The 15,002-nt window shown below is 52.6% G+C and carries 8 protein-coding genes; 7 read left to right on the forward strand and 1 reads right to left on the reverse strand.

Annotated features, from left to right (window positions below; translation table 11 throughout):
- Nucleotides 1-13: 13 nt before the first annotated feature.
- The 7 genes from MKX34_RS04065 to MKX34_RS04095 are packed head-to-tail and all read left to right on the forward strand — an operon-like array spanning nt 14 to nt 14,628.
- Nucleotides 14-943, forward strand: coding sequence for an ABC transporter permease subunit (locus MKX34_RS04065; protein ID WP_036684959.1), 930 nt, complete (start codon nt 14-16; stop codon nt 941-943).
- 24 nt (nt 944-967) lie between these two features.
- A complete protein-coding gene (locus MKX34_RS04070) occupies nt 968-1,891 on the forward strand; it encodes a carbohydrate ABC transporter permease (protein WP_036684927.1) in 924 nt (307 codons plus the stop codon).
- The gene (locus tag MKX34_RS04075) at nt 1,888-4,182 is read left to right on the forward strand and encodes a glycoside hydrolase family 3 N-terminal domain-containing protein (protein ID WP_076296218.1); all 2,295 of its coding nucleotides are present in this window, start codon (nt 1,888-1,890) and stop codon (nt 4,180-4,182) included. The genes MKX34_RS04070 and MKX34_RS04075 overlap by 4 nt, the downstream gene beginning before the upstream one ends.
- Nucleotides 4,183-4,186: 4 nt before the next feature.
- A complete protein-coding gene (locus tag MKX34_RS04080; RefSeq protein ID WP_076296219.1) occupies nt 4,187-7,345 on the forward strand; it encodes an alpha-mannosidase in 3,159 nt (1,052 codons plus the stop codon).
- A gap of 36 nt (nt 7,346-7,381) precedes the next feature.
- Complete coding sequence (locus tag MKX34_RS04085; protein WP_076098666.1) at nt 7,382-8,701, forward strand: glycoside hydrolase family 125 protein; 1,320 nt, start codon at nt 7,382-7,384, stop codon at nt 8,699-8,701.
- Nucleotides 8,698-11,859, forward strand: coding sequence for an alpha-amylase family protein (locus MKX34_RS04090; protein WP_256717596.1), 3,162 nt, complete (start codon nt 8,698-8,700; stop codon nt 11,857-11,859). Before MKX34_RS04085 ends, MKX34_RS04090 begins: the two co-directional genes overlap by 4 nt.
- 21 nt (nt 11,860-11,880) lie before the next feature.
- Nucleotides 11,881-14,628, forward strand: coding sequence for an alpha-mannosidase (locus tag MKX34_RS04095; protein ID WP_076296221.1), 2,748 nt, complete (start codon nt 11,881-11,883; stop codon nt 14,626-14,628).
- A 44-nt stretch (nt 14,629-14,672) separates the two neighbouring features.
- Here MKX34_RS04095 and MKX34_RS04100 read toward each other — a convergent pair whose 3' ends face one another.
- Complete coding sequence (locus MKX34_RS04100) at nt 14,673-14,960, reverse strand: hypothetical protein (RefSeq protein ID WP_036684938.1); 288 nt, start codon at nt 14,958-14,960, stop codon at nt 14,673-14,675.
- Nucleotides 14,961-15,002: the final 42 nt, after the last annotated feature.

The following is a 15,002-nucleotide window of genomic DNA, read 5'->3' on the forward strand; positions in this document are numbered from 1 at the left end:
AAGTGTGAAGACAATCAGCGGATTTATAAAAAATATTATGAATAACAAGATTATGCTGCTCATGGTTTTACCAGGTGCGCTTTGGTTTCTCTTTTTCTCTTACCTGCCGATGATAGGAACGATTATTGCTTTCAAGGAATACCGCTTTAGCCGCGACGGCTTCTGGGCGAGTATTATCAACAGCAAATGGGTGGGGCTAGACAACTTCAAGTTTTTGTTTACCACCAATGACGCGTACATCATTACCCGCAACACCTTGCTCTACAATGGAGCGTTTATCCTGCTTGGCTTGATCTTGTCGGTTCTGATGGCGATTGTGCTGTCCGAGATTGTGAACAAGAAGCTGGCCAAAGTGTATCAGACCGGCATGTTCCTGCCCTACTTCCTGTCATGGGTCGTGGTCGGCTATTTTGCATTTAGTTTCCTGAGCTCCGAACGTGGGATGCTGAACCAGATCATGGGCTTTTTTGGCGCAGAGTCAATTCAGTGGTATTCGGAAAAAGCCTATTGGCCGTTCATCCTGATCTTAGTCTATCTGTGGAAAGCGGTTGGTTACAACAGCGTAGTTTATCTCGCAGCTATTATGGGGATCGACAAGTCGCTGTATGAAGCGGCGATGATCGACGGAGCTAGTAAGTTCCAACAGATTCGCAATATTACACTGCCGTTGCTGAGTCCAATTATTACGATCATGACCCTGCTGGCCATCGGTAAAATCTTCTACGCCGACTTCGGTCTCTTTTACCAGGTGCCTCGTAATTCCGGTACGCTCTACAGTGTCACGAATGTTATTGATACCTATGTCTATCAAGGGCTCAAAACAACAGGTGAGATTGGTATGAGCACTGCCGCAGGTCTGTATCAATCGGTTGTCGGCTTTACGCTAGTGATGACCTCCAACTATATTGTCCGCAAATACAACAAGGATAGCGCTTTGTTCTAGAACCTAATGAAAGGAGTGGGCCATATGTCTTCCATTACTAAGACTAAAAAAGAACGTGATTTCCACCATCTCTCAACGCCCTGGAATATCACTTTTAATCTGATAGCCGGCATCTTTGCGTTTCTGTGCGTGTTTCCGTTTCTGTTCGTCGTGATCATCTCCTTCACCGATGAGGTGGCACTGGCGCGGGATGGCTATAAGCTGATTCCGGCAAAATGGAGTCTCGGCGCATACCGCTATGTGTTTGAATCCGGAGATATGCTGCTGCGTTCCTATGGTGTGACGATTTTTGTTACGGTGATCGGGACGATCATCAGCCTTTTGTTTATCGCATTTTATGCGTATGCCATTTCCCGGAAAAGCTTCCGTTACCGCAATTTCTTCTCTTTCTTCGCGTTTTTTACCATGCTGTTCAACGGTGGACTTGTGCCGACTTATATTATCGTTACGCAGTTTCTAAGCCTGAAGGATACGATCTGGGCGCTGATTTTGCCGCTGGCGGTGAATGCTTTTTACATTATGATTCTGCGCACCTTCTACAGCACGAGTGTGCCTGATGCCATAATCGAATCCGGCAAAATCGACGGGGCGGGCGAGTTCCGTATCTTCCTGAAATTGGTGTTGCCTTTATCACTGCCCGGTCTGGCTACGATTGCCTTGTTCAGCACCCTCGGCTATTGGAATGACTGGTTCAATGCGCTGCTGTACATCGACAACCCGAATTTAGTCCCGCTGCAATCGATGCTGATGCGGATCGAGACCAGTATGCAGTTTATTTTGCAGAACTCCCAGAACAGTTCGCTCAGTCTGGAAGCTCTTCGCTCCATGCCGCAGGATACATCGCGGATGGCGATGGTGGTGCTGGCGACAGGGCCGATTATTTTTGCTTATCCGTTCTTCCAGCGTTATTTCATTCAAGGTCTTACTGTAGGGGCTGTTAAAGAATGAGTTATACAAACCCGAATTTACCTGCTGAAGAACGGGCGGAGCATCTGCTCGGACTGATGACTTTGGAAGAGAAGGCCGGCCAGCTGATTCAGCCTTTTGGCTGGCAGGCCTATGAACATAGAGACGGTAAGATGACCTTGACAGAAAGCTTCAAGGAGAAGGTTGCGGGGGGCGGCGTGGGCTCGCTTTACGGGATGTTGCGCGCTGACCCGTGGACCGGTGTGACGCTGGCCACTGGCCTGTCTCCGCGTGAAGGTGCGGAAGCGGTGAATACGCTCCAGCGGTATGTGCTGGAGCATTCGCGGCTGGGCATTCCGGTATTGATCGGCGAGGAATGCTCGCATGGTCACATGGCGATCGGGGCCACCGTATTCCCGGTGCCCCTGTCGCTTGGCAGCTCCTGGAATGTGGAGCTGTATCGTGAGGTCTGCCGCGCCGTAGCGCTGGAGACACGCAGTCAGGGCGGCGCGGTTACGTACTCGCCCGTGCTGGATGTGGTGCGTGATCCCCGCTGGGGCCGCACCGAGGAGTGCTTCGGCGAGGACGCTTACCTGATCAGCGAGATGGCGGTTGCGGCCGTTGAAGGTCTGCAGGGGGAATCCTTGCAGAGCGGCGGCAGCGTGGGGGCTACGCTGAAGCATTTTGTGGGATACGGCAGCTCAGAAGGCGGCCGGAATGCCGGGCCTGTGCACATGGGCTGGCGTGAACTGCTGGAAGTGGATCTGCTGCCCTTCAAAAAAGCGGTCGAAGCGGGTGCAGTCTCCATTATGCCTGCTTATAACGAAATAGACGGCGTGCCTTGCACGACAAATACAGAACTACTAGAGGATATACTCCGCGAAGCATGGGGGTTTGAGGGTCTAATCATTACCGATTGCGGAGCTATAGAGATGCTGGCCTCTGGCCATGATGTAGCTGAAGATGGCATGGATGCAGCAGTGCAGTCAATGGAAGCCGGCATCGACATGGAGATGTCCGGGGAAATGTACGGCAAATACCTGGTGGCTGCCGTCCGTGATGGCAAGCTGGACCCGGCACTGCTGGATCGTGCGGTCCGCCGTGTGCTGACGCTCAAATTCAGGCTGGGCCTGTTCGAGCAGCCATATGCTGATCCTGATGCGGCTGAACGCGTCATCGGCAGTAAGGCGCATCAAGAGCTGGCCCGGCAAGTGGCGGGCGAGAGCATCATCCTGCTGAAAAATGAAGCAGGTGTGCTGCCATTATCCAAGACGGCCGGCACGATCGCCGTCATTGGCCCTAACGCCGATGCCGGGTACAACCAGCTCGGCGATTACACCTCGCCACAGCCTCCGGCTAAGGTAGCGACCGTGCTCAGCGGCATCCGCAGCAAGCTGGCTGCAGAGCCGGAGCGGGTGCTCTATGCACCGGGATGCCGGATCAAAGGCGATTCGCGCGAAGGTTTTGAAGCCGCGCTCGCTTGTGCAGAGCAGGCCGATACCGTTGTTATGGTCGTCGGCGGCTCCAGTGCACGCGATTTCGGGGAAGGCAGTATCGATCTCAAGACAGGCGCGTCCAAGGTGACGGAGAATGCCTGGAATGATATGGACTGCGGCGAAGGCATTGACCGGGTGTCGTTGACCCTGTCGGGAGTGCAGCTGGAACTGATCCAGCAGGTTCATCAGCTCGGCAAACCTGTGATCGTCGTTTATATTAACGGCCGTCCGGTGAGCGAGCCTTGGATTGACGAGCATGCACATGCCATTCTGGAAGCCTGGTATCCAGGCCAAGAAGGCGGACACGCTGTTGCGGATATCCTGTTCGGCGATGTGAACCCTTCCGGGAAGTTGACTGTATCTGTGCCGAAGCATGTGGGCCAGCTCCCGGTCTATTACAACGGCAAACGTTCCCGTGGCAAAAGATATCTGGAGGCCGATTCCCAGCCTCAGTATCCGTTCGGCTTCGGGCTTAGCTACACCGAATTTACGTACTCCGGCTTGAAGGTAGAACCAGAAGTAATTACGGCTGGGGAGACGGCTACAGTTTCCGTGGACGTTCAGAATACAGGAGACCGTGAGGGCGCAGAGGTGGTGCAACTGTACATTTCCGATGTCGCCAGTAAGGTCACGCGTCCCACCAGGGAATTGAAGGCTTTTGACAAAATCAAGTTGGCTCCGGGTGAGAAGCAAACCGTGTTGTTCACGGTAGGACCGGAGCAATTGCAATATATCGGACCGGATTTAAGACCTGTTGTAGAGCCAGGAGCCTTTAAAGTGCTAGTGGGTAAGCATGTGAATGATACACTGAGCACCGATTTGACGGTGAGGGGGTAAAGACATGGAACGCATTAAACGCTTCATCCGCGAGCTCTCCGAGCAGCAATGGTTAGAGGTGGAGGAATTGCGCGATTGGGAGATTATGTCCTCGGTGTATCAATTGCCGGGACAGTATGACAAGCTGCAGCCTTACAAGGACGGCAGCAATTATGATCTGTTCCCGAGTGTGCAAGGAACGACCTATTTCTTCCGCCGTACTTTGGAGATTCCGGCTAACTGGCTGCCGGGCCACATCGGACTGATTTTTGCTTCAGGTGGGGAAGGGCTGCTGCGGGTGAACGGTGAATCGCGGCAAGGACTCGACCGCAATCATACCTTTGTGACCCTGACAGGCGATCCTTCTGGCCGTCCGTTGGAACTGGAAATCGAACTCTTCGATCCGGTCCCCGAGCCGGTGGACCCATTAAATCAACAGGCGGTGATCCAGCCGCCGATTCGGCTGATCCACAGCCAGCTGGTGCTGGTGAACAGACCTGTGCAGAGTCTAATGTACACGGCAGTAGTGATTCGCGATTCGGCAATTCTGCTGCCTGAGCAGGACCAGCGCCGTAACCGGATGCTGGAAGCTTTGTATGTGGCGATGGATGAATTCGTTGGCCTTACCACGCAGGAGATCCGCGATGGTGGTGAGATTACGCGAATCGAGCAGAAGCTGCGGGGCAGAGTCGGGGAGATCGGCGGTCATGCCGAAGGAACAATCCACATGGTGGGCCAGTCCCATATCGATATTGCTTGGCTGTGGCCTGCGCGCGAGACCGTGCGCAAGACTAGCCGGACGTTCTCGACGGTGAATGCCCTGATGGACGAATATCCTGACTATCAATATGCGCAGAGCCAGCCGCTGCTGTTCGAATATTTGAAAGACAATGACCCGGTACTCTATGAGAAGGTCAAGACGCGCATCCGTGAAGGACGCTGGGAACTGGTCGGTGGAATGTGGATCGAACCGGATCTGAACATTCCGAGCGGAGAATCGCTGATGCGGCAAATGCTGTATGGCCAACGCTTTTATCTGAAAGAGTTCGGGCGCACCTCGCAGATTGAGTGGCTGCCGGATACCTTCGGCTACTGCGCCTCTCTGCCGCAGATTCTGCAGCATGGTGGAATCAAATATTTTATGACCACCAAGCTGGGCTGGAATGACACTAATGTCTTCCCTTACGATCTGTTCCATTGGGTCGGCATTGACGGCACACCAATGTTGTCTTATCTGAATCACGGGGTTAATGAGAATACGCTGCCCAAAGATGTGCATGAACACTATCAGTCCTTCCGCGAAAAAGATAAACATAACGAGCAGATGCTGCTCTATGGGCATGGTGACGGCGGCGGCGGGGTCACGCGCGAGATGCTGGAATATATCCAGCGTGCCGAGCTAATGGTCGGCCAGCCGGAAAGCAAATACAGTAATGCCGCGGATTTTTTCGCGGGCATTACGCACAGTCAGCCGCAGCTGCCGCAGTGGCGGGGCGATCTGTATCTGGAGCTGCACCGCGGCACCTACACTACGCACGGCCGCAACAAGCGGAACAACCGCAAGGCGGAAGTGTTGTACCGTGAAGCGGAGCTGTGGCAGACACTAGCTTCGCCGCAGCTGGACACAGAGCAACGTGCCGTAGTTGCCGGGCAGCTGCATCAGGGCTGGAAGCTGATTTTGTTGAACCAGTTCCATGATATTATTCCGGGCTCGGCGATTACCGAAGCTTACGAGACCTCGGAGAAGGAATACGCAGAGGTGTTTGAGCTTGGCCGTGTTGCCCTTCAGCCGGGGCTTGCGGCATTGGCGGGGAACATTAACACATCAGGCGAGGGCACACCTTACATTGTTTTTAATAGTTTGGGTTGGACTCGGGATGCCGTGGTCGAACTTGCCCTCAATGAAGAAGGAGTCGCCAGCGGAAACTTTGCGGTGTATGGCGAGGATAACGTACTGCTGGAAGCAGATGTCCTGACGGAAGAGGCAGCAGTTTCTGGTGTCTCGGTTCTCGTTCCGGAGATTCCAGCCTTTGGTTACAAAACGATCTGGATTCGTGAACTGTCTCAGAACACATCCGATGAAAGTCATGCAGAATCTGCCGCTGATGAACATAATCAAACAGTTGTAGGAGCTGTTCCCTTCGGCGACCGTTGGGAGACGGACTATTATCGTATTACCTTTAACGAGCGGGGAGAAATCACCAGCCTTTTTGATAAAAAAGTAAACCGGGAGATCGTAAAATCCGGTGAGCCGGCGAACCGCTTCCACTTTTTCCACGACCGTCCCACGCTTTGGGATGCCTGGGACATTGACAACCGTTATGAAGCCCAACCCGCCGGGGAGGCTGAACTTATAGAAAAGGCAGTGATCCGCACTGGGGCGGTGCAGGATATTTTGCGCTTCCGCTGGAAGCTGGGCCAATCCGAGATTACTCAGGATATGATTCTACATCACCATAATCCCCGGATTGATTTCCAGACGCATGTAAGCTGGAACGAAGCCCATAAGCTGCTTAAGGTAGGGTTTCCAATTGATGTTGTGGCGGATAAAGCGACTTACGAGATACCTTTTGGTGCGCTGGAACGTCCGACCCACCGCAACACCAGCTGGGAGCAGGCGCAATATGAGGTTTGCGGGCACCGTTTTGCCGATGTATCCGAACGCGGATATGGTGTCAGTCTGCTGAATGATTGCAAATACGGCTATGACATCCAAGGCAGCACCATTCGTTTGTCGCTCCTGCGCGCGCCGAAATGGCCGGATGCTACTGCGGATCTCGGCGAGCATGACTTCACCTATTCGCTATATCCGCACCGTGGGGATTGGCAGGAGGCTCATACTGTTCGCCGTGCAGCAGAGCTAAATCATGAGCTGTATACTTTTGCCGCTTCATCAACACAGGGGCAGCTGCCGCCAACGGGCTCATTTATCGGATTCTCCGGTGAGCATGTGGTGCTGGATACGATCAAGCCATCCGAGGATGGGCAGGGGACTGTTCTGCGTTTCTACGAATCCTCGGGAGGCCGCGAGCGGGTTCAGCTCAAATGGCAGCATCCGGTTCAGAGCGTCTACCTGTCCAATGCTCTGGAAGAGCAGCTGGAACTGATCGGACACACGGCTGGCGGTGAACTGGAACTTCACTTTGCCCCTTACGAGATCAAAACAATCTACATCAGAAGTTAAATAATCACATCACAGATGCAAAGGAGCATAACTCACTTGGAACAATTCCGATTACCCAAAATAGCAATGCCCCAGCTACCGCTGCCGCAGGCTGTACAAGAAGTGCTTGCCGAAGCAGAGGAGAAGCTGGCACATCGCCCGAAGCTGTTGCAGCTGTTCAAGAACTGTTTTCCGAATACGCTGGAGACGACGACAAAACTGCTGGATGACGGAACCACCTTTGTGATTACCGGCGATATTCCGGCCTCCTGGCTGCGTGATTCAGTGGAGCAGGTAATTCAATACGTGCCTCTGGCCAAAAACGATCCCGATCTCCAGCGCATTATCGGCGGTCTTATCAAACGCCATATTCAGTATATTCATATCGATCCTTACGCCAATGCATTTAATGAGTCGGCCAATGACTGGCACTGGAACACTACGGATGTGACCGAGATGTCGCCATGGGTGTGGGAGCGTAAATTTGAGATTGATTCGTTATGTTTTGTCGTACGCCTCGCTTATACCTACTGGAAAGAGACGGGTCTGACTGATTTCTTCGACGCGGGGTTCAAGTCGGCCATGCGCCAGATCTTCGATTTGTTCAAAAGAGAGCAGCGGCATTTCGAGCAGTCTCCGTACCGGTTCAGCCGCAATAACGGCATTCCGGAAGATTCTCTGCGCAATAGCGGTCTCGGCATGCCGGTGAACTATACCGGAATGATCTGGTCGGGCTTCCGGTCCAGCGATGATGCCTGTGATTTCCACTACAACATTCCTGGCAATATGTTCGCTGTTGTCGCGCTGCGCCAGATGCAGGAATTCGCGGAGTGGGTCTTCCGCGATCTAGACTTCCTGGCTGAACTTAAAGAGCTGGAATTTGAAGTGGATCATGGCATCAAGCTCTACGGCATTTATCGCCATCCGGAGTTTGGTCCGATTTATGCTTATGAGACCGATGGCTTCGGCAATTACTGCCTGATGGACGATGCGGGAACGCCCGGACTGATCTCCATTCCGTATCTGGGTTACGCTTCGGCGGATGATCCCATCTACCAGAACACCAGACGTTTCGCATTGAGCAAAGAAAATCCGTTCTATTACGAAGGCACAGCTGCCAAAGGGATCGGCAGCCCGCACACTCCGGAGAACTATATCTGGCACATGGCGTTGTCCATGCAGGGCATTACGGCTCAGACTGCCGAAGAGAAGCTGGAACTGATTGCGATGCTGGAAAGTACGGATGCCGGAACCGGATATATGCATGAAGGTTTCCATGTAGATGATCCTAGTGTATTTACCCGCAGCTGGTTTGCATGGTCTAACAGCTTATTTTCGCAGCTTGTCTATCGGGCGATGAAGGAAGGTATTCTGTGAGCGGGGGCCGTATCATCCTGTTCGCGGACCCGTCTTTTCCCGGGTATACCGCAGCGGGCGGACTGACCACAGAACAGGCACAGTCCATAGGATTACATCATACTGACTCTCCTGTTCATGCAGAACAGCTGGCCGAAACGCTGGACAGCGCCAAGGCCGGGGACTGCTTCGTTAGCTTCCATGCTCCATACTTCCCGAAGGAGGCTTGGCCTTCCATCGTCGCTTATTTGAGCAGAGGCGGCAGCTTGATCAGCATTGGGGGTGCCCCGTTTAAGCATCCAGTCCGCCTAGTCGCTGAAGAGTGGCGGATCGAAGCTGAGCAGACTGCCTATCACCGCCAGCTGCATATCCATGAAGCGCTGCGTGTGAGCAGCGCAGATCGCATACAGCAGCATGTTGCGCTTAGAGACATTCCGCTCTTCGTAGGTGATGAGCAGCTGCTGGCTCTGGCGGATACCTGGAACCTGGTGCCGCATGTCACTAAAAGCAGTGACCTGCCGGAGCAGATGGGTTCCAGTGGACCTATGGACACGCGGATTTATCCGCTGCTTAAGGGCATTACCGCCGCCGGGCGGGAAGTTTCAGCTCCAGCTGTGCTGTGGGAGCATATCGGCGGGCCTTTTGCCGGTGGCCGCTGGATCTTCATCGGCCAACCGCTTACGCCTGATTTCTGGAATCAAGGCGGCACGGAAGCATTAACCCGCTGGGCAACTTTTGCCGCTCGGGGTGTAACAGAGCTGTGGCTGAAGCCTAACTATGCTTCTTATGAAGAAGGCGAGCGGCCGCTGCTGTTTATGCAGGGCCAGCGGCTAAGCCGCAGCCAATCGTCACCGACATCAGCGCAGTGGACCCTGAACATCACTCTGAGCAAAGACGGGGAGTCTATCCCATGTTTCACTCACGAGTGCAAGCTTGAGGTCAGTCGCGAGCTGAACTTCCTGCGTGTACCGCTTGCTGTAGAAATTCAACCTGGCCTGTATCATCTTTCTTGCCATGCTGTATCTGAAGAAGGCGAAGTGCGGATGTTGCGTCAAGGCTTTTGGGGATATGACGTCGGCCTGTTATCGCAGGGGGAACCGATTAAGGCTGGAAGAGATTATTTTATCAAAGACGGTCAGCCTTTACCTGTTGTCGGCATGACTTATATGACCTCTGACGTAGCGCGGAAGTTTCTATTCCTGCCAAATGCTGATGTCTGGGATCGGGATATGGCACAGATGCGGAAGGCAGGCATCAACTGGATTCGTACCGGCATCTGGACAGCCTACCGCAATATTATGCAGGTAGACGGTCATGCCTCGGAAGAAGTGCTGCGGGCGATTGATGCTTTTCTACTGACTGCGAAGCGGCATGAGCTGCAGGTTACCTTTACGTTCTTCTCCTTTACGCCGGAGACTTGGGAAGGGACGAATCCTTATCTCGATCCGCGCAGTGTAGAAGCGCAAAAACGGTTCATCCGCTCCATCGTCGCCCGGCATCGCACGACAACCCATGTCGATTGGGATTTGATCAATGAACCGTCAATGTTTGATCCGCCGCGGATTTTCTCGGACGGACCGAGCTCGGCGCGAGATAAATATGAACGCGCTGCTTTCTCTGCTTGGCTGGAAGAACGCCATGGTGATATAACTTCGCTGCAAGAGCGCTGGAATATGACGCCGCTGGAATTGCCGGATTTTGCGGCTGCACAACCTCCTGAGCAAGAAGAGATTAACTTCAGTGTGCAGGATATTCATTCCGGGAAGCGCGGCACACGTTGGCTCGACTACTGCCTGTTCTCCATGGACATGCACAACGTATGGGCAAGGGAGCTTAGCGGCACTATTAAGGAACTCAGCCCAGATCATTTAGTGACCGTAGGGCAGGATGAGGCTTTGGGTGCCCAACGGCCATCGCCGTTCTTTTATGAGCGTGATGTCGATTACACCACTGTTCACAGCTGGTGGTTGAATGACAATCTGCTCTGGGATGGGATTTTTGCCAAAACCCATCACAAACCGAACCTCATTCAGGAGACCGGCATCATGTACGTAGAGACGCCAGACGGACGGGCTAAACGCAGTGAGGAAGAATTGCGGGCCATGCTGGAGCGCAAATATGCCTATGCGTTTGCTTCTGGAGGTGCCGGGGCTGTGCAATGGATCTGGAACACGAACTTTTATATGGATAATGCCAATGAATCACAGATCGGTGCGCTGCGGGCCGATGGGACTGAGAAGCCGGAAGCGGATGTGTCTTATGATTTTGGGCGGTTCATCGGCGAAGCCGGGGGATTATTTGACGGGCGGAAGCTGGAAGAGATTGCCGTGGTTTTCCCTTACTCTAATGACTTCTCTAACCGGAAGCTCGCCTATGATGCGACTACCCGCCTGACACGGATCTTATCTTATCAGCTTCATTTGCCTTTCCGCGCCGTATCGGAATACGATCTGGCTCCGCTGGAGGCAGAGCCGGCTAAGTTGATTCTCCTGCCGAGTGTGCACAATCTGGATAATGACGCCCTTCAGCAATTGCTGGACATAGTGGAGCGTACAGGTGCCGTTCTACTCATTACTGGAGCATTGGGGGTTGATGCGTATTGGCAACCTTCGGATCGTATGGACGCAATAGTAGGAGCCCGTAAACTTGGCAACATGCGCCGTGAGGAGCAGCTTCTATTAAACGGACGCAAGTTTGTGGTGTCCTATGGACAGAAGCGAATCGCGGAGCTAGTAAAAGAAACGCCAGCAAATGCAGATGTTGATTCGTCTAGCTCAGGCGGTGTAGGTGATCACCTCATCGAACGCCAGATTGGCACAGGTCGCCTGATCTGGTGCCCGCTACCTTTAGAACTGAATGACCGCGACGAGCCGATTGCCGCGCTCTACCAATATGCTGCACAAGCCGCAGGTATCGAAACCGAGCTGGAATGGATCAGCGGTGGAGACCTGCCAGGTGTGTACGGGCGAAAGCTTGCTTTTGCAGAAGGTTCATTGTATATCTTCGTATCTGAATACGCCTGGGATGCCGAACTTGAAATAAAAGATCCTGCAACTGGAGCTCATTACTCATTTTTACTGGAGAAAGAACGTTCGGTGTTGTTTGCAGCTGATTCAGCGGGCAAGCTGGTAGCTGTCTACAGACCTGAAGAGGTTTACATTACGCTTAATAAATGCTGAGGAACTGAGGTGTACACACAGATGACCCACACAACAACCAAAACAGCCCATATCGTGTCCCATACTCACTGGGACCGTGAATGGTATTTGCCCTATGAGAAACACCACGTCCGTCTGGTTCAGCTGGTGGATGCACTGCTTGCCAAGCTGGACGGAGATTCCGCCTTCCGCAGTTTTTACCTCGATGGGCAAACCATTATTCTGGAGGATTATCTTCAGGTTCGGCCAGAGAACAAAGAGAAGCTGGAGCAGTATATCCGGGATGGACGAATCTTGATTGGACCTTGGTACATTTTGCAGGATGCGTTCCTGACGAGCGGTGAGGCAAATGTGCGGAATATGCAGATCGGCCATCAGGATGCCGAGAAATACGGCGAGCCTTCCAAAATCGGTTATTTTCCCGATACCTTTGGCTTGGTCGGACAGACTCCGCAGCTGATGTTGCAGTCAGGGATTACGAATGCTTTTTTTGGACGCGGGGTGAAGCCTACGGGATTTAACAACACTGTATCGGATGCGGGTTATGAGTCCTCTTTCTCCGAGCTGATCTGGGAAGGGCCGGATGGATCCAAAATTCTCGGTATCCTATTTGCCAACTGGTATTCTAACGGCAATGAAGTTCCTGTAGAGGAAGGTGCGGCCCGGGAATTCTGGGACCGTAAGCTTGCGGATGCAGAGAAGTATGCTTCAACGGGGGAGTTATTGTTCATGAACGGGTGCGACCACCAGCCTCTGCAATTGGATTTGCCGGAAGCTATCCGCACCGCCGAAAAGCTATACCCTGAAGTGAAGTTCGTGCATTCGAATTTCCCGGACTATCTGCAAGACTTGGATCAGCAATTATCTTCGGGTCAGCGGGAGCTCTCCACCGTTACCGGGGAACTGCGCAGCCAGCGTACAGACGGATGGGGCACCTTGGTGAACACAGCCTCAGCCCGGGTTTATTTGAAGCAGATGAACCAGCTGGGCCAGACTCTTTTGGAAAAAGTAGCCGAGCCGCTGGCCTCCATCGCCCGCCTGTCCGGACAGGACTACCCACATCATCTATTCACCTATGCCTGGAAGACGCTGATGCAGAACCATCCGCATGACAGTATCTGTGGTTGTAGTGTGGATGAAGTGCATCGTGAGATGGTAACGCGTTTTGATAAAAGTCGGCATGTTGCCGAGAACATCATAGATGACAGCGTTAAGTTTATCGCAGATCAAGTGGAGACTTCGGGCTTTTCCGCCTACGGGGAAGATGCAGTTCCTTTTATAGTGATGAATACCACGGGGTGGAAGCGTACGGGAACGGTGACTATAGAGCTGGATGCTGAACGGTTATATCTGCGTGAGGGTTATCCGTTGGATGAGACCGCCCGCAGAATGCTGGCTGTTGATTTGTCCGGCCGGATTCTCGTCGATCACACAGGGGAGGAATTAGCGTCTACAGTGGAAGATCTAGGTTTAAGCTTTGGTTATGATCTGCCTGATGACCAATTCCGCCAGCCGTATATGTGCCGCAAGGTGAGACTTACTTTTGAAGCCCGCAATGTGCCTGCACTTGGGCTTTGTACTTACGCTTGGGTACAATCAGCTGCGGAATCCGCTTGGGGAAGCTCTTTAATAGAAGGAGAGCGCAGCTTGGAGAATGAGTTTCTCAAGGTTGTTGTTGCTGAAGATGGTTCATTTACGTTATTGGATAAGCACAGCGGTACCACTTATCGTGAGTTGGGGATTTACGAGAATACCGGAGACGTAGGCAATGAATACATGTACAAGCAGCCAGAAGGTGAACAAGCGCTGACGACCAAAGGCCAGCCTGCAGTCATTAAGGTGATTGAAGACTCTCCCTTCCGTGCGGCCATTGAGATCCAAATAGATTGGGAGATTCCGGCTTCGGCGGATGACACCTTGGAGGCGGAACAGCGTGCACTTGTGTATTATCCTGAGCGTAAAGCGCAGCGGAGCGTAAATACGGTGGTTTTGAAGCTTCGTACCGTCGTATCGCTGGAGCGGGAAGGCAAAGGTGTGCATATTGAATCCACAATTAATAACCAAGCCAAGGATCACCGGGTGCGAATGCTGTTCCCGACCGATCTGTCTACCGATGTGCATAGTGTGGATTCTATGTTTGAAGTGGCTACACGGGACAATAATCCGGCACCAGAATGGGCAAATCCGAGCAACACTCAACATCAGCAATCCTTTGTCGATGTCAGCAATGGCAATGTAGGACTTACGGTAGCCAACCAGGGATTGAACGAATATGAGGTTCTGCGGGATGGACGCAATACTATTGCCGTCACCTTGCTACGCAGCGTAGGGGAATTGGGGGATTGGGGCTGGTTCCCAACTCCGGAAGCTCAGTGCCTGGGCGAATACACAGCACAACTGGAGCTGATTCCTCATTCTGGTGAGGGAAGTGAACAACGGGCATTTACAGAGGCCTATCAATTTCAGACCCCTTGGACGGTATGTCAGACCGGCCTGCATAGCGGGAAGTTGAACTCTGGATATACCCCATTGGTTTGGGAGGGAGACAACATGGCCTTCTCATCCATGAAAATGAACGGAACTTCCGGCGACTTGTTTTTGCGTTGGTACAATATGTCCGCTCAGCAGACACAATTGCAACTGAAAGTGAACAGTCCTCAAGAGTATTTATTTAAAAGCAATATCTTAGAGCAGCCTAACCCTGCTTTACAAGGAGCAACGTCTTCGGTTGACCACTTAGAGGTCGGACCATCTGAGATTGTAACTGTAGGTGTTAAATTAAGCTTATAGGTAAAAAGATGCCCCGGCGCTTCCCTGCCGGGGCATCTTTTGATTTACTTTCTTCTATAAGACTTGTGCCAATCTTGAATGGCCTCTTGGCGGGAGGGAAATCTCATCTGGATCCAGTTGTTTGTTTCCCATTCATGAATCGCCTGCTGTTTAGTTTGGTAAAAGCTGTAGTCGCAAATGTTCCAGCTGTTATACAGTTTCTGATACCATTTCCCTTTAGGGATGTCGCCAGGGGAGCGGCGGACGGCTTTATTGGCTTGCTTTTTAGCCCATGAGGAACCGTGTTTCTGTTGGTCGCTGCACACGGGTTGCTTTTTCACACTTCTGCTCATTGATTCTCCAACCTCCTTTTAGAGGGAAGCTAGAGATCATGC

It is taken from the genome of Paenibacillus sp. FSL R5-0636 (assembly GCF_037974255.1).
GTDB lineage: Bacteria > Bacillota > Bacilli > Paenibacillales > Paenibacillaceae > Paenibacillus_AQ > Paenibacillus_AQ odorifer.

What these genes read in the sequence shown, in the direction of transcription:
- MKX34_RS04080 (WP_076296219.1), top strand. Translation starts at nt 4,187, where the DNA reads ATGGAACGCATTAAACGCTTCATCCGCGAGCTCTCCGAGCAGCAATGG.
- MKX34_RS04100 (WP_036684938.1), bottom strand. Translation starts at nt 14,960, where the DNA reads ATGAGCAGAAGTGTGAAAAAGCAACCCGTGTGCAGCGACCAACAGAAA.
- MKX34_RS04070 (WP_036684927.1), top strand. Translation starts at nt 968, where the DNA reads ATGTCTTCCATTACTAAGACTAAAAAAGAACGTGATTTCCACCATCTC.
- MKX34_RS04075 (WP_076296218.1), top strand. Translation starts at nt 1,888, where the DNA reads ATGAGTTATACAAACCCGAATTTACCTGCTGAAGAACGGGCGGAGCAT.
- MKX34_RS04095 (WP_076296221.1), top strand. Translation starts at nt 11,881, where the DNA reads ATGACCCACACAACAACCAAAACAGCCCATATCGTGTCCCATACTCAC.